Below are 15,145 nucleotides of genomic sequence, written 5' to 3'. Positions count from 1 at the left end.
GGGTCATTTGCGCCCCGTTTTTTTGGCAGATTACAGCCCGCATACCTCTTCGTCCAGACAAAGAGGTTCCGAATCAGTGGATTGTGGCATTCAGGCCAATGCCGATTCTGCCGCTGACCCCAACCGCAACAGGGCCTCTTCCGAGTTCGGATACCCCATCATCATCAGCCCGCAACAGGGCGTTCCGGTGGGCAGGGTCAGCGCCGCAAGCCCCATCAGGTTGCCGATCCGCGTATTGCGAAGGGCCAGCAGGTTTTCTGTCACGTAATAGTCGTGATCGGTCATCAACCGGTCCAGATTGGGCGGCAAAATCGGTGCTGTGGGTGCCAGAACCGCATCGAACCCGGCAGTTGCCGCATCCCAGGCACTGCGGCACGCCTTGAGCTTGGCCCAGGCCGCGACATAATCGGGGCCGGAATATCCCATACCAATGCGGAACCGTTCCAGGATTTCGGGATACATTGCCTCTGGGTTGGCCTCGATCACATCGCGCCACAACCCGTAGGCCTCGGTCGTGTAGACGATGCTGGACAGGGTCATCGCCTCGTTCAACTCGGGCACGTCCAATGGAACAATCTCAGCGCCTGCATCCGTAAGTTTCGCAATGGCCTCGTCATAGGCTGTTCGCGGGGCATCGCGCAGGTCGTCCTTGGCAATGTTCTGCAAATCGGCAAAACGACGGCCTTTCACCGAAGCGCCCCTCAGGTCCGCAGGTGCCCCGCCTTCCAACAGGGCCAGCATATGTGCTGCATCTTCAACAGATCGCGCCAGTGGCCCGACAGTGTCAAACCGCAGGCAGAGCGGTACCACGCCTTCAAGGCTCAGCCGCCCGGCCGTGGTTTTCAACCCTACCAGATCATTCCATGCCGCTGGAATTCGCACCGAACCGCCGGTATCGGAACCGATCCCGCAAGCCGCCAGCCCCCAGGCAACCGACGCGCCCGCACCAGAGGAAGACCCGCCCGGCACCGCCGTTTCATCATGGATACAAGGGGGCGTTTCGGTGATCGGGTTCAATCCAAGGCCGGAAAAGGCCAGTTCGCTCATATGCGTCTTACCCAGACAGACCGTCCCCATCTGCGTTGCGTTGCGCACCACAAGTGCATCCGCATCCGGCGCGCGGTCTTTCAGAAGCGCCGACCCGGCCTCGGTCGCGGTGCCGGCAGTGTCGAACAGGTCTTTCCAGCTGATCGGAACCCCATCCAGCAACGATCGCCGCAATCCCATTTTCGCACGTTGCTGCGCGGCTTCGGCCTCGGCGCGGGCGCGGTCATGGGTGACGCGGGCATAGATGCGGTCGCGGTGCGGATGGGCGTCTATTGCGGACAGGTAGGTTTCCGTCAATTCAACCGGATCGATCTGGCCCATCCCAATGCCACGGCCCAAATCACACGCCGTCATGGTCAACCAATCCTGCATCCCGCCCCCTCCTGCTTTTTGGCTTGAAAGAACGGTAGCGACAGGACTGCACATGGACAATCCCGAAAGGGCGCGCATATTGCAGGGCATGACACAGGCATCTGACATTCTGATCGTGGGCGGCGGGTTGAACGGCCCGGCTTTGGCATTGGCTCTGGCACAAACCGGACATTCGGTCACAGTGATTGATGCGCTTGATGTGAAGGTCCGCAAGAATGCGGCGTTCGACGGGCGAGCCTATGCGCTGGCCTTGGCATCACAGCGCTTGCTGGCTGCCATCGGCGTGTGGGGCCGTGTTGCGGAACACGCCCAACCGATGCTGGAAATCAAGGTCACGGACGGCCACGCAGGTACAGGCCCGTCACCGTTTTTCATGCATTTCGACCATGCCGAAATAGAAGAAGGTCCGATGGGGTTTATGGTCGAAGACCGTCACCTGCGCCGCGCCTTTCTGGACGCTATGGCCGAAGAGCCCCGCATCACTCAGCTGAGTGGCAAGACTGTTGTGTCGCAACAAGCCGGCACCACTGGAGTGACCGTGACGCTGGACGATGGTTCGACGATGAACAGCAGACTGCTGATCGGGTGCGACGGTCGCCGCAGCGGCACTGCGGACCGCGCAGGTATCAAGCGCACCGGTTGGGATTATGGCCAGACCGCACTGGTCTGCGCCATTGAACACGAGTTGCCGCATCACGGCATTGCCCATCAGTTCTTTATGCCACCGGGCCCCTTGGCGATTCTGCCGCTGACCGGCAATCGCAGTTCCATTGTATGGAGCGAACGCACCGAGGCCGCGCAGCAGATCAACGCCCTGCCTGAGGATGAGTATCTGCAAGTGCTACGCCCGCGGTTTGGCGATTTCCTCGGTGACATCCACCTGGCTGGTGATCGTTTCACCTATCCTTTGAACCTGACCATCGCCAATTCCTTTATCGCTGATCGTCTGGCACTGGTCGGGGATGCTGCCCACGGGATGCACCCGATTGCCGGTCAGGGCCTGAACGCCGGTTTGCGTGACGTCGGCGCGTTGGCAGAGGTTCTGACCTTGGCAGGACGGCGCGGCGAAGACATCGGATCGCTTATGGTGCTGGAACGCTACCAGGAATGGCGCAGGTTCGACACCGCTGCTCTTGCGATGGCAACGGATGTCTTCAACAAACTGTTCTCAAACGACAACCCGTTGCTGCGCATTGGGCGCGACGTTGGTATGGGAATTGTCGGCGCACTGCCGGGGTTGCGGCGCGGTTTCGTCCGCGAAGCAGCGGGTTTGACCGGGGATTTGCCCAAGCTGTTGCAAGGGCAGCCAATTTAGTCCAGCTGCCGTGCCTCGTCGACCAGCATGACCGGAATGCCGTTGCGGATGGGAAAAGCCAGCCCAGCGGCCTGTGACACAAGCTCCTGCCTTTCGGCGTCATAGCGCAGGGTCGTTTGCGTCTGCGGGCAGACCAGAGCTTCGAGCATACGGCGATCAAAGGCGTGTTCAGGGTCAGTCATTGCAGTTTTTCCTCATTCGATCCGCCTCGCATTGCGAATTCTATCAATGTCATCAGCGTCTCGCGCCGTGTGCGCAGGCAAGGGGCCTCTAAGAGGGCCTGTTTATCTTCCGGGTCAAAGTCCAACAGCATGGACAGTGAGTTTACCAGCAATTCATCCTCGGCATCTTTCAGCGAATCCCAGTCAGTGGACAATTGCCGTGACGAAAAGAAACGTTCCAGCAAAGCCAGGAACTTGGTGCGATTGAACCTGTCGTCGTGTTCGGCCTTGCCAAGATCCCTGTCAAAGCCGTCCCACGAGACTTCGCATCGCCGATATGGCGTGAAAGCGTCCAGCTCTGACACCACCCGGAACCGGGACACACCGGTCAGCGTGATCAGATACCGACCATCTTCCGTTTCGGAAAACTGGGTCACGCGCCCGACACACCCGATGCGGTGCAGTTTGTTCTCATCATGGGCCGAAGGATTTGGCTGGACCATCGCGATCAGCCGTTCCTTGGTCTTGAGGGCATCGTCCAGCATCTGCAAATAGCGGGGCTCGAAGATGTGAAGCGGCAAGCGCGAGCGGGGCAACAACAGCGCCCCGGGCAAGGGGAAAACGGATACGGTGTCCGGCAAGTCGGCGGGATGCATCATGTCCCAATTCTAGCTCTGATCAGAAATTAGGCAAATATCATCGAGCTGAGTTTGCGGCGACCATTCAGAACGATCGGGTCATTGGGCTTGAGCGCGTCAAAGATCGTGAAAAGCTGGGTCTTGGCGGCCCCGTCATCCCACTCACGATCCCGACGGAACAATTCCAGCAATTGCGCCACGGCTTCTTCCACTTCGCCGTTCGCGTGCAAGGCCTGTGCCAGATCAAACCGGGCCTGAAGATTTTCGGGGTCTGCTTCAACGACCGCTGTCAGATCCGCCACCGGACCTGCATCAGCCGCCTGCTTGGCCAGCTGCAATTGCGCATGCGCAGCCTCGACCTCGGCCGAGTTGGATATTTCGGCGGGTGCACCGTTCAGGATGGCCTCGGCATGTTCCAGATCGCCAGTGGCGATATGTGCCCGCACCAGCCCGCCATATGCTGCCGCGTGGTTCGGGTCTTCGCCAAGAATGGCGGCAAAAGTCTGCGCAGCATCTGCCGCTGCGCCGTCGCTCAGCATTTCTTCGGCGGCTATTACGGCGTCATCCAATTGGCCGCCCGGGCTTTCCCCACCTGACGCCTCGATCACGCGATCCACGAAAGCCTTGATCTCGGACCCCGGCAGCGCGCCCTGAAAACCGTCGACGGGTTGCCCTTTAAAAAACGCGTAGACCGTTGGAATCGACTGGATGCGCATCTGCGAGGCGATCATCTGTGCCTCGTCCACGTTGATCTTGACCATCTTCACCGCGCCTTTGGCGGCGGTAACCGCGTCTTCCAGCATCGGGCCCAGCGTCTTGCACGGGCCGCACCAGGGTGCCCAGAAGTCAACGATAACAGGCGTTTCCTGCGAGGCTTCGATCACATCGACCATGAAAGTGGCCTCGGTCCCGTCCTTGATCAAATCGGTGGCTGGGGCGGCTGCGCCGTTCAGGATGTCCATGGCAATCACTCTTTCGTTCGAACTTGCGCTCTATATGCAATCGCTTGTCGCAGAAACCAAGGGCAGAGTTTCAGTTCAAATGTCGAAAGTCGCAAAGACCGGCGCATGATCACTGGGCTTTTCCCACCCACGCGCGCCGCGCAGAATGCGGCTGGAATGGCCCGCGTTTGAAATATCGGGCGTGGCCCAGACATGATCCAGCCGCCGCCCCTTGTCTGCCGCATCCCAGTCGCGGGCCCGGTAGGACCACCAGCTGAAAAGCTGCCCTTCGGGAATATCCTGCCGGGTGATATCTACCCAACCACCTGCGTCCTGGGTCTCGGCCAGATGTTCCACTTCGATCGGAGTGTGCGAGACGACCTTGAGCAATTGTTTGTGCGACCAGACGTCATCCTCACGCGGGGCAATGTTCAGATCGCCGACGAGGATGGATTTTTCCGGCTTTTCCGCGTGGAACCAATCGCGCATGTCCGTCAGATAGTCGAGCTTTTGGCCAAATTTCTCATTCACTTCACGATCCGGCACATCACCGCCCGCGGGGACATAGAAGTTGTGGATCGTGACACCATTCTCCAGCCGCCCGGCTATGTGGCGCGCGTGGCCGAGATCAGCGAAATCCTTGTCGCCCACCTCTTCTATCGGCAGGCGGGACAGGATGGCGACGCCATTATATCCTTTCTGGCCACGGGCAATCATGTGGGTATAGCCCAGCGCCGCGAACCCTTCGGTCGGAATCTTTTCAACCGGAGACTTGCATTCCTGCAAACACAGAACATCCGGCGCCTCTTCTTCCAACAGTTTCAGCACGATTGGTTCGCGCAGTCGGACCGAGTTGATGTTCCAGGTGGCAAGGGTGAAGGGCATGGTCAGGGAATCCTCTGTCGCGGTTGGGCGGAGGTTAACGCGGTGGGGGATGGGGTACCATCAGAAAAGAAAATCTAGGACGGGTGGCTTTCATTTTGGGGGGCATCATCGCAAATCTCGTACCAGTCCGGTTTTTCCGAAACAAATTCGTGAAACTGAACTTTCTGCTCTAACCCGGTATCCAGTGCATTTGCTGCGATTGGAAAACTATCTGCTTCTGAAATGATTTCGCCCAAAGATGTCCCGCATTTCGTGCAGAAACACCTGCCGTATTTGTAGGGCGGATCGGGCTGGTGCAGCGTTACGTTTTCCCTGCCCCGAACCCACACCAAGTCTTCTTTGTTGACAAATACGACTGTGCTGGCCCCGGCTTTTCTGCATCTTGAGCAGTGGCAGGTTCCCATCACGGATGGTTGAGACTTCAGGTTAAACTTCACCGCCCCGCACAAACAGCTTCCTTCAATCATCACGCGCTCCTCCAACCTTTCGCGAGAAATAGAACATTACAGGAACATTCAGGGTTTCGCAACGCCTGTGACGGTACAGGCGGCACATGATTTCGTCCTTCGGAAAAGAAAAAAGCCGGGCCATTCGGCCCGGCAGTCCAACAGGGAGGTGCATGTCATAACCCGGACATGCGCGGGTTGGGAGTAACCTAATTATGAGTACAGGGTATCACTTTGATCCAAGTCAATCCACACCCAGTTAAGACACTAGCCTATATCCACCGGATTCTGTGACCAAAAGGCGCGCATTTGACGGATCGGGCTCAATCTTCTGACGCAGGCGGTAGATGTGGGTTTCCAGCGTATGCGTTGTAACACCAGCATTATATCCCCAAACTTCGTGAAGCAGCACATCCCGCGCCACCACGCCGTCGGTCGAGCGGTACAGGAATTTGAGGATGTTGGTTTCCTTCTCGGTCAGGCGGATTTTTCTGTCCTCTTCCGTGATCAGCATCTTCATCGCCGGTTTGAACGTATAGGGGCCAAGTACAAATACTGCGTCCTCGGATTGTTCATGCTGGCGAAGCTGCGCACGGATACGTGCCAGAAGCACCGGGAACTTGAATGGTTTCGAAACATAGTCATTCGCGCCGGCATCCAGGCCCAGGATCGTATCGGCATCGCTGTCATGACCGGTCAGCATCAGGATCGGGCTTTTGACACCCTGTTTGCGCATGAGGCGGCACAGTTCGCGCCCGTCGGTATCCGGCAGACCCACATCAAGAATGACCAGGTCATAGATCGCTTCGCGCGCGCGCTCCATGGCAGAGTGACCGTCTGACGCCTCAAACACGTCAAAGTCTTCGGTCATGACAAGTTGCTCGCTGAGCGCCTCGCGCAGGTCCTCGTCATCGTCCACCAGCAGGATTTTCTTGAGTTGAGCCATTTCCCGGTCCTCCAAACGCTTTTCCATCACTTGCGCGTGGAATATGCAATCAACAAGATTTGCTGCAACCGTTTCACGCCTTCGTGTCAGAGTTCGCGGAAATGTTTCACATTTCCTTTCGAAAGGGCTAGGAGAAAGATTGAGCGTTATAGGGTAACATTGATGAGTCTCATCCCCGATATCACGGAACTTCTCGCCCGGGCCCGGGCCGATCTGCGCATGGGCGTTCCCGTTGCGCTGACCGATGACAGTGGCTTCAGCGTGCTTGCGGTTTCTGCCGAAACGCTCAGCCCGCAGCGTCTGGCCGACCTGAAAAAACTAGGGAATCCGGTGGTGGCCATAACTGGGCGACGCGCTGAAACCCTGAAAGCGCGGGCGTACGACGGGGATCTGGCGCGGGTTTCGATCCCGGCGGATGCAGATATCGCGTGGGTACAGGCGGTTGCTGATCCTTCCGACGATCTGAACGCGCCCATGAAGGGCCCGTTGATGACCGAGCGGCACGGCAATGCCAATCTGCACCGTATCGCAATAGCATTGGCCAAATCCGCGCGCATCCTTCCCGCTGTGGTCGTGGTACCTGTCGAGGACGGCAGGGCATTTGCCGCTTTGCACGGTTTGACCTGCATTGATCACACGCGCGCCACGCCTCATCTGGCGGATCGCAGTACTTTGCACGAAGTCGTCGCGGCCCGCCTTCCGATGGAGGTGTCCGAAGCCGGTCGGTTACACGTCTTCCGACCTGAAGACGGTGGTGAAGAGCACTATGCCGTCGAGATCGGTCGCCCGGACCGCGACAAGCCTGTGCTGGCCCGATTGCATTCTGCCTGTTTCACCGGCGATCTGATGGGAAGCCTGAAATGTGACTGCGGCCCGCAACTCCGCGGTGCCCTGGCACAGATGGGGGCAGAAGGTGCAGGCGTTCTTCTGTATCTGAATCAGGAAGGGCGCGGTATCGGTCTGGCGAACAAGATGCGCGCTTATTTCCTTCAGGATCAGGGTTTTGACACCGTTGAGGCGAACCACAGGCTGGGTTTTGAGGATGATGAGCGTGATTTTCGGCTTGGGTCGGACATATTGAAATCGCTGGGTTTCAACTCTGTCCGCTTGCTGACCAACAACCCGGCCAAAATCGCCATGATGGAACGGACAGGTATCGCAGTAACCGAGCGTGTCCCTCTGAAGGTTGGCGAAACCTCTCACAACCGGGGATACCTGGCGACCAAGGCCAAGAAGTCAGGGCATCTGCTTTGACCCCAAACGATCTTGTTCTAACTCCACGAGGCATCCGGTTTCTTGGCAGGGTGTTCCCCTGTTCCGTGGGCAAAGGCGGGTTGAGCAACGCAAAACGCGAAGGCGATGGCGCGACCCCAACTGGACATCATCGAATCGTCGGCATGCTATACCGGGCCGACCGAATGGCCGCCCCCAGCAAATGGGCCCGCGCCATTGGCCCGCGGGACTTGTGGTCTGACGACGTGTCTGAAAGCAGATACAACCACATGGTCAGCGCACCCTATGCATTCAGCCATGAAAAGTTGCGCCGCGCCGACCCCTTATACGACCTGATTCTGTTAACCGACTGGAACTGGCCAAACGCCGTTCCGGGCAGGGGATCGGCAATTTTTCTGCACCAATGGCGCAGACCCGGCTATCCAACCGAAGGCTGCGTTGCCTTTCGCCGGGACCATCTGCACTGGATATCACAGCGCATTGCCCCCGGATCATGGCTGATCATTCCTGAGGTTTAACCCGTTCGCCAAAGATGGCCGAGCCAACACGGACGTGGGTTGCGCCCAAAGCGATGGCCTGTTCGAAATCGTGACTCATCCCCATAGACAATCCATCAAGCCCGTTACGTGCAGCGATTTTGGCCAATAGCGCAAAGTGCAAAGTAGGCTCCTCATCGACCGGAGGAATGCACATCAATCCACGCACGGGCAGATCCAACGACCTGCACTCGGCAATGAAACTGTCCGCGTCCACAGGAAGGATACCGGCCTTTTGGTCTTCCTCGCCGGTGTTGACCTGAATGAACAGGTTCGGGCAGTTTCCCATTTCCTGTGCCAAACGCGCCAGTGTCTTGGCCAGTTTGGGTCGATCTACCGAATGGATCGCGTCGCACAGTTCCATTGCGTGACGGGCCTTGTTGGTCTGCAACGGGCCAATGAGGTGCAGATCAATACCCTCGAACTGTTCTTTGAAAGCGGGCCACTTGCTTGCCGCCTCCTGCACGCGATTCTCGCCAAAACATCTGTGCCCTTGCTCTAGAACTGCCTGCACCCTGTCATTCGGCTGCACTTTGGACACAGCAATCAGTTTGACGGAACCTGCCGGTCGGTTCGACTTGGCTTCGGCTTTGGCGATACGTGCGGTGACGTCTTGCAACGACATGGGACCCTCATCCTGTTTTGCGCAGAAAAACACCAAGTCGGCACAAAAGAAAAGGGCGAGTCCGAAGACCCGCCCTTAAACCTTGCGGTTCAGATCAGCTTAGAAGTTGAACTGAGCACCGAAGTCAGCAACGAAGGTCGAGTCTGTGCAGCTGTCACAGTCGTTGACACCGATACCACCGCGCAGCGATGCACCGCCGCCCAGGTCGTAGATCGCGCCAAGAGCAACCTGCTGAGTATCAGCAGATGCGTTACCGTCGCCGTAAGCGAAGATCAGGGTTGTTGCAGCGCCAACGTTGTAGGTTGCCGACAGACCCCATGCGGTGCCGTCAGTTGCTGCAACCTGAGTTGCGTCGTCTGCAACAAACAGAGTACCGCCGAAGTCACCCCATTCACCACCCAGGGTCAGAACGGTCAGGCTCGGATCGCTTACACCAGCAACACCAGCGTCGGTCTGGCCGTAGGCCAAAGCAGCTGTGATGTTGTTGAAGGTGTAGGTTGCGCTGATGTCCCAACGGTCTGCGTCCATAGGCACGCCGTTCAGAGCTACAGTCGCTTGGTCGTACGATGCACCAAACGAGAAGTCACCAACCGAGTACTGGAAGAACACGGCGTTCGAACCCGAACCGGTCGAAGTGTAGCCCAGGAAGTTGTAGTTAACACCCGAGTACTGACCAGCGAACAGCTCAAGACCAACTTCGTTGCCGTAGTAGTTTGCCAGGTTGTCGAAGGCACCTGCAACGTTACCGGCGTCAACACGCAGGCCACCGTAGATGACCGAGAAGCGTGCACCGTTCAGACCAGCGCGGTTTGCTTCGCCGTTGCCGCTGTTTTCGTCAGCTTGCAGACGAACGCGGCCTTCGAAACGAACGCCACCGTCGGTTTCTGCAGAACCGTCGATGTTCAGACGGAAGCGCGAAACCAGGATCGCGTCGTCAGTTTGAACAACAGCCGTACCAACGCCTGGCGCGGTACCGGTTGTCTGGACGTTTACAACGGTACCGCTACGATCTTCAACGTAACCAATACCAAAGCGGCCATAACCGCTGAAGTTAACTTCAGCTGCTGCAACGCCTGCGGTCGCAATCAGCGCCGTCGATGCGAAGAGAACTTTTTTCATCTTGTTTCCCTCGGTTTCAAAAGAGTTATCTACTCGACATATGCCTCGGCACATGTCTCAGCACGGACACCGTTTCGCTCTTTTTGCCCCCTTTGCGCAAGCTTGGCATAAAGACGTCGGCGTCATTGAGGTCAAATTGGTGCAAGGATGCCACAGTCAGTTTTCGCCCCGATGCAGCTGATACACTTACATTTCAGAAGAATGGGCTTGTTGCAGCGGGGGTCCTTGGCTAGGAGTATCCCCTGAATACTGTAGAACAAGTGAAACAGGACCTGTTTGCAATGCGCCTGCCGACGATTTTGGGAATGATCCTGCTGACCGCTGCTCTTTCGGCATGTGGGCAGAATCGAAACGCTTCGACAACATACTCCCCGAACATCGCTGGCGGCAATTCGGACGAACAAGAGCTGAATGACCCCGATCGGGCAACTATCTGGGATATCTTTGACCGCAGCACCGCCGAGCAGACCACAAACGTAAACCGGTATCTGTGGGCGGCTTCACTGGATGTACTGAGCTTCCTGCCCGTGCAGGAGGTTGATCCGTTTACCGGTGTAATCGTAACGGGTTACGGCACACCTCCGGGCGGCGGCCGATCCTACCGGGCTACTGTTCATATCAGCGATCCGGCGCTTGCCGCGCGCTCGTTGTCGGTAGCGCTTCAATCGAGCGGAGGGGCCCCGGTGAGTGCGGCAACATCCCGCGCAGTCGAGGATGCGATTCTGTCGCGCGCCCGACAGCTACGCATAGCGGACAACAAGTTCTAGCAACCCGCCGAAAATCACAATATTACCACGCCGGGTTCCTACCCGGCGTTTTCATTCACGAAGGACCGCAAAATGTCGCGCTACTCGGCCACCGAAATCGAAGCAAAATGGCAAGAGGCCTGGGACAAGGCCGGGATCTTCACCGCCAACCACAAGGCGGACAAGCCGAAATACTATGTGCTTGAGATGTTTCCCTACCCGTCTGGCCGAATCCATATGGGGCATGTGCGCAACTACACGATGGGTGACGTCATCGCGCGGCACAAATTGGCGACGGGTCACAACGTGCTGCACCCGATGGGCTGGGATGCATTCGGGATGCCTGCGGAAAATGCCGCGATGGCTATCGGGGGTCATCCGAAGGACTGGACCTACAGCAACATCGCAGACATGCGCGATCAGATGAAACCACTTGGCCTGTCCATCGACTGGTCACGTGAGTTCGCGACCTGCGACCCCGAGTATTACGGCCAACAACAGGCGCTGTTCCTCGATATGCTTGATGCCGGGCTGGTCTATCGCAAAAACGCTGTGGTGAACTGGGACCCGGTCGATATGACCGTTCTGGCCAACGAGCAGGTTGAAAATGGTCGTGGCTGGCGTTCGGGCGCATTGGTAGAGCGGCGCGAACTGACCCAGTGGTTCTTCAAGATCTCGGACTATTCCGAAGAATTGCTGGACGCGCTGGACACTTTGGACAACTGGCCCGCCAAGGTGCGCCTGATGCAGGAGAACTGGATCGGCAAGTCGCGCGGTCTGCAATTCGGCTTTGAACGCACTGATGGCGGAGAGCCGATCACCGTTTATACAACCCGCCCCGACACGCTGCTGGGCGCATCTTTCGTTGGCATCTCGCCCGATCACCCGATCGCAAAACAGCTTGAGGCCGAAAACCCCGAAGTGGCTGAATTTGTGGCCGAATGTCGCAAAGGTGGCACCACGGAAGAAGCCATCGAAACTGGCGAAAAGCTGGGCTTTGATACAGGCATCAAGGTCAAGCACCCGCTGGACCCGAGCTGGGAACTGCCGGTCTGGATCGCCAATTTCATCCTGATGGATTACGGCACTGGCGCAATCTTTGCCTGCCCTGCACATGACCAGCGCGACCTCGACTTCTGCCGTAAGTACGGCCTGCCCGTGGTCGATACCTTCTTTGCGCTGGATGACGACACGCCGGTCGACAAAATTGCATTCGTCCCGCCGAAAACCGAGAAAGTTCGCTGGGTGAACCATTTTGCAGGTTTGACCGAGGCGACAGGTGACGAGGCGATCAACGCCACCGTCGATTTTGCTGAAAAAGCGGGTTGGGGCGAGGGTGTCACCAAATACCGTCTGCGCGACTGGGGCCTCAGCCGTCAGCGCTATTGGGGGTGTCCGATTCCCGTCGTGCATTGCGAAAGCTGCGGTGTGGTGCCCGAGAAGAAAGAAAACCTGCCGGTCCGCCTGCCCGACGATGTGACATTCGACAAGCCCGGCAACCCGCTGGATCGACACCCGACCTGGCGCGATTGCGCCTGCCCGTCTTGTGGCGCACCGGCCAAGCGCGAGACCGACACGATGGATACCTTCGTCGATTCGTCGTGGTATTTCGCCCGTTTCACCGCTCCGCGTGCGGAAACACCCACCGATCTGGACGAGGCCGAATACTGGATGAATGTCGACCAGTATATCGGCGGCATTGAACACGCGATTCTGCACCTGCTGTATTCACGCTTCTTCGCGCGGGCGATGAACCTCACCGGTCACTTGCCCCAAAAGGCCATCGAGCCGTTCGACGCGCTGTTCACACAAGGCATGGTGACGCATGAGATCTACCAGACGCGCGACGCCAACGGCCGCCCGGTCTATCACCTGCCCGAGGATGTGACCGACGGCAAACTGGCCGATGGTACTGAGGTCGAAATCATCCCTTCGGCCAAGATGTCGAAATCCAAGAAAAACGTGGTCGATCCAGTCAGCATCATTTCGGCCTTTGGCGCCGACACGGCCCGCTGGTTCGTGTTGTCCGATTCGCCACCCGAGAGAGACGTGGAATGGACGGCGGCAGGAGCCGAAGCCGCCTATAAGCATCTGAATCGCGTTTGGAATCTGTGTGACAGGATCGGTACCATGGAGGCCAATGCAGCGGGCGAAGGCGATGAGGACCTGTTGCGCGAGATGCACAAAACCATCCGCGACGTGACATTGGGTGTCGAAAGCTTTGGTTTCAACGCCGCCATAGCCAAGCTTTATGCTTTCACTAATACGCTGGCAAAATCCAAGGCCGGTGCGGCGGCTCAGAAACAAGCGATCAAAACACTGGCCCAGTTGATGTCACCGATGACACCACATCTGGCGGAAGATATCTGGGCGCATCAGGGTGGTGAGGGCCTTGTGGCCGTCGCCCCGTGGCCCGTCGCGGATGAGGCGATGCTGGTTGATGACACCGTCACCCTGCCGATCCAGATCAACGGCAAGCGTCGCGCGGAAATCAGCGTTCCGAAAGATATGGACAAAGCCGAGGTTGAAAATATCGCGCTCAGCACCGAAGCTGTCCAAAAGGCGCTGGATGGCAACGCGCCGAAAAAAGTGATCGTTGTTCCGGGCCGGATTGTGAATGTCGTTGTTTGATCGCAGAACATTGCTTGTGATGCCGCTGGTACTGGCTGCCTGCGGCTTCCAACCGGTTTATGCTCCGGGCGGGTCAGGCTCAGCCTTGTTCGGTCGGGTGGCGGTATCTGCGCCAAATACCGTCGAAAGCTATCTTCTGGTTCAAAACCTTGAACACCAACTGGGCCGCAGCGCGGGATCTGTCAGCGATTACACTCTGGATGTTCAGGTCTCGACCGAAACCCGCGGCGCGGCCATAACCACGACGAACGAGACAACGCGGTACACGATTGATGGACGGGCGCAATACGCGTTGAAATCCAACGAAACCGGGCAAGTCGCGGCGTCCGGCACCGTAACCGATTTTGTGGGCTATTCTGCTTCGGGCTCTACCGTGTCGACGCTGGCTGACGAACGCGATGCGAAAGAACGCCTGATGGTAATCCTGTCCGGGCATATCGTGAACCGCCTGTATTCTACGCCGGGCTTGTCCAAATGAAGTTGAGCCCGCGCGAGGCTGACGGGTATTTCGCCAAGCCGGATGCGGACAAGACCGGGCTGCTGATCTATGGTGCGGATGCAATGCGGGTGGCGCTTAAGCGGCAACAGGTTCTGGCCGCACTGCTTGGTCCCGGTGCGGAAGAGGAAATGCGCCTGACCCGCCTGCCGGGCGGTGATTTGCGCGGCGATCCGGCGTCTCTGCTGGACGCGGTCAAGGCGGTTGGGTTTTTCCCCGGCCCGCGCGCGGTGTTTGTGGAAGACGCCACCGAAACCGCCGCGCCTTCGATTCTGGCCGCGCTTGAAGATTGGACCCCCGGCGACGCTCAGATCATCGTGACGGCTGGTCAGCTGAAACCAAACTCGAAAATCCGCAAAGCATTCGAGGGGCATCCCGCCGCCTATGCGATAGGCATTTATGACGACCCGCCATCGCGCGCAGAGGTCGAACGGGTTCTGGCCGAAGCACATCTGAAAAACATCCCCCGCGATGTCATGTCTGCCATCAGCGAACTGGCCAACAGTCTCAGCCCCGGTGACTTCACCCAAACCGTTGAAAAACTGTCGCTTTACAAGCGCGGTGACAACTCTGAGCTGACAATGGAAGACATCGAAGCCTGCGCTCCGCGTTCGACCGAGGCGGCGCTTGACGACGTGCTGAACGTGGTTGCCGAAGGCCGCGCCGGTGAGATCGGGCCGCTGATCCGGCGGTTGCAGGCACAAGGCACCAACGGGGTAACTCTGTGCATTGGGGCGACCCGGCATTTCCGCACACTTTATGCCTGCGCCTCGGATCCGGGTGGTGCTGCGCAGGGTATCGGTAAGTTGCGCCCGCCGGTTTACGGCAAACGCCGTGACCGTATTCTGCGTCAGGCACAGGGCTGGGGGGCGCCCAAGTTGCAAACAGCGCTGACCGTTCTGACAGACACCGACCTGTCCCTGCGATCCGCCGGACAGACAGCCCCCTCAATGGCTCTGGTTGAGCGTGCTATGATTCGTCTGGCGATGCTTGCGCGGTCGCGCTGAG

16 protein-coding genes are annotated in these 15,145 nt (G+C 58.2%); 7 read left to right on the top strand and 9 right to left on the bottom strand.

The window, feature by feature from the left end; translation table 11 throughout:
* Positions 1 to 90: 90 nt before the first annotated feature.
* Positions 91 to 1,419 carry an amidase gene (locus tag ACR0DS_RS14585; protein WP_480560024.1) on the bottom strand — a complete coding sequence of 443 codons (1,329 nt, stop codon included), beginning with the start codon at positions 1,417 to 1,419 and terminating at the stop codon, positions 91 to 93.
* Positions 1,420 to 1,471: 52 nt separating this feature from the next.
* On the opposite strand from ACR0DS_RS14585, the gene ACR0DS_RS14580 reads away from it, so the two are divergent.
* Entirely contained in the window at positions 1,472 to 2,734 is a 1,263-nt protein-coding gene (locus ACR0DS_RS14580) for an FAD-dependent monooxygenase (protein ID WP_480616773.1), read from the top strand.
* On the opposite strand, the gene ACR0DS_RS14575 is transcribed toward ACR0DS_RS14580, so the two are convergent.
* From ACR0DS_RS14575 to ACR0DS_RS14550, 6 genes are all read right to left on the bottom strand, one after another.
* Positions 2,731 to 2,916, bottom strand: a complete 186-nt coding sequence (locus tag ACR0DS_RS14575; RefSeq protein WP_209504973.1) for a Trm112 family protein — start codon at positions 2,914 to 2,916, stop codon at positions 2,731 to 2,733. The genes ACR0DS_RS14580 and ACR0DS_RS14575 overlap by 4 nt on opposite strands.
* Entirely contained in the window at positions 2,913 to 3,554 is a 642-nt protein-coding gene (locus ACR0DS_RS14570; protein WP_480506416.1) for an LON peptidase substrate-binding domain-containing protein, read from the bottom strand. The genes ACR0DS_RS14575 and ACR0DS_RS14570 overlap by 4 nt, the downstream gene beginning before the upstream one ends.
* A 26-nt stretch (positions 3,555 to 3,580) precedes the next feature.
* On the bottom strand, positions 3,581 to 4,495 hold the full coding sequence (gene trxA, locus ACR0DS_RS14565; protein WP_480539615.1) for a thioredoxin: 915 nt from the start codon (positions 4,493 to 4,495) through the stop codon (positions 3,581 to 3,583).
* Between the two features lie 75 nt (positions 4,496 to 4,570).
* Complete coding sequence (locus ACR0DS_RS14560) at positions 4,571 to 5,359, bottom strand: exodeoxyribonuclease III (RefSeq protein WP_480546589.1); 789 nt, start codon at positions 5,357 to 5,359, stop codon at positions 4,571 to 4,573.
* Positions 5,360 to 5,433: 74 nt separating this feature from the next.
* Positions 5,434 to 5,826 carry a GFA family protein gene (locus tag ACR0DS_RS14555; RefSeq protein WP_267364337.1) on the bottom strand — a complete coding sequence of 131 codons (393 nt, stop codon included), beginning with the start codon at positions 5,824 to 5,826 and terminating at the stop codon, positions 5,434 to 5,436.
* Positions 5,827 to 6,064: 238 nt separating this feature from the next.
* Positions 6,065 to 6,751 (bottom strand): response regulator transcription factor, encoded by a 687-nt coding sequence (locus tag ACR0DS_RS14550; RefSeq protein WP_171724917.1) that lies wholly within the window; start codon positions 6,749 to 6,751, stop codon positions 6,065 to 6,067.
* A 162-nt stretch (positions 6,752 to 6,913) separates the two neighbouring features.
* On the opposite strand from ACR0DS_RS14550, the gene ribA reads away from it, so the two are divergent.
* Positions 6,914 to 8,005, top strand: coding sequence for a GTP cyclohydrolase II (gene ribA / locus ACR0DS_RS14545; RefSeq protein ID WP_480539617.1), 1,092 nt, complete (start codon positions 6,914 to 6,916; stop codon positions 8,003 to 8,005).
* Positions 8,002 to 8,502, top strand: coding sequence for a L,D-transpeptidase family protein (locus ACR0DS_RS14540; RefSeq protein WP_480488605.1), 501 nt, complete (start codon positions 8,002 to 8,004; stop codon positions 8,500 to 8,502). Before ribA ends, ACR0DS_RS14540 begins: the two co-directional genes overlap by 4 nt.
* Here the strand turns inward: ACR0DS_RS14540 and ACR0DS_RS14535 are convergent.
* The gene (locus ACR0DS_RS14535; RefSeq protein WP_480488603.1) at positions 8,486 to 9,145 is read right to left on the bottom strand and encodes a YggS family pyridoxal phosphate-dependent enzyme; all 660 of its coding nucleotides are present in this window, start codon (positions 9,143 to 9,145) and stop codon (positions 8,486 to 8,488) included. The genes ACR0DS_RS14540 and ACR0DS_RS14535 overlap by 17 nt on opposite strands.
* A gap of 99 nt (positions 9,146 to 9,244) precedes the next feature.
* The gene (locus ACR0DS_RS14530) at positions 9,245 to 10,264 is read right to left on the bottom strand and encodes a porin (protein ID WP_480484112.1); all 1,020 of its coding nucleotides are present in this window, start codon (positions 10,262 to 10,264) and stop codon (positions 9,245 to 9,247) included.
* Positions 10,265 to 10,545: 281 nt separating this feature from the next.
* Between ACR0DS_RS14530 and ACR0DS_RS14525 the strand changes: the two genes are divergently transcribed.
* The 4 genes from ACR0DS_RS14525 (at position 10,546) to holA (ending at position 15,144) form a co-directional block, all read left to right on the top strand.
* Positions 10,546 to 11,031 carry a DUF3576 domain-containing protein gene (locus ACR0DS_RS14525; RefSeq protein ID WP_480484184.1) on the top strand — a complete coding sequence of 162 codons (486 nt, stop codon included), beginning with the start codon at positions 10,546 to 10,548 and terminating at the stop codon, positions 11,029 to 11,031.
* Between the two features lie 72 nt (positions 11,032 to 11,103).
* Complete coding sequence (gene leuS / locus ACR0DS_RS14520; RefSeq protein WP_480539621.1) at positions 11,104 to 13,641, top strand: leucine--tRNA ligase; 2,538 nt, start codon at positions 11,104 to 11,106, stop codon at positions 13,639 to 13,641.
* Positions 13,628 to 14,119: an LPS assembly lipoprotein LptE gene (gene lptE, locus ACR0DS_RS14515; RefSeq protein ID WP_267364334.1), complete on the top strand. Its 492-nt coding sequence runs from the start codon at positions 13,628 to 13,630 to the stop codon at positions 14,117 to 14,119. The genes leuS and lptE overlap by 14 nt, the downstream gene beginning before the upstream one ends.
* Complete coding sequence (gene holA / locus ACR0DS_RS14510; protein WP_480560020.1) at positions 14,116 to 15,144, top strand: DNA polymerase III subunit delta; 1,029 nt, start codon at positions 14,116 to 14,118, stop codon at positions 15,142 to 15,144. The genes lptE and holA overlap by 4 nt, the downstream gene beginning before the upstream one ends.
* The last annotated feature ends 1 nt before the right edge of the window (position 15,145 follow it).

The organism is Ruegeria sp. AF5, assembly GCF_056541905.1.
The sequence above is the reverse complement of the archived record's forward strand: the minus strand, read 5'-3'. Positions and strand labels throughout refer to the sequence as shown.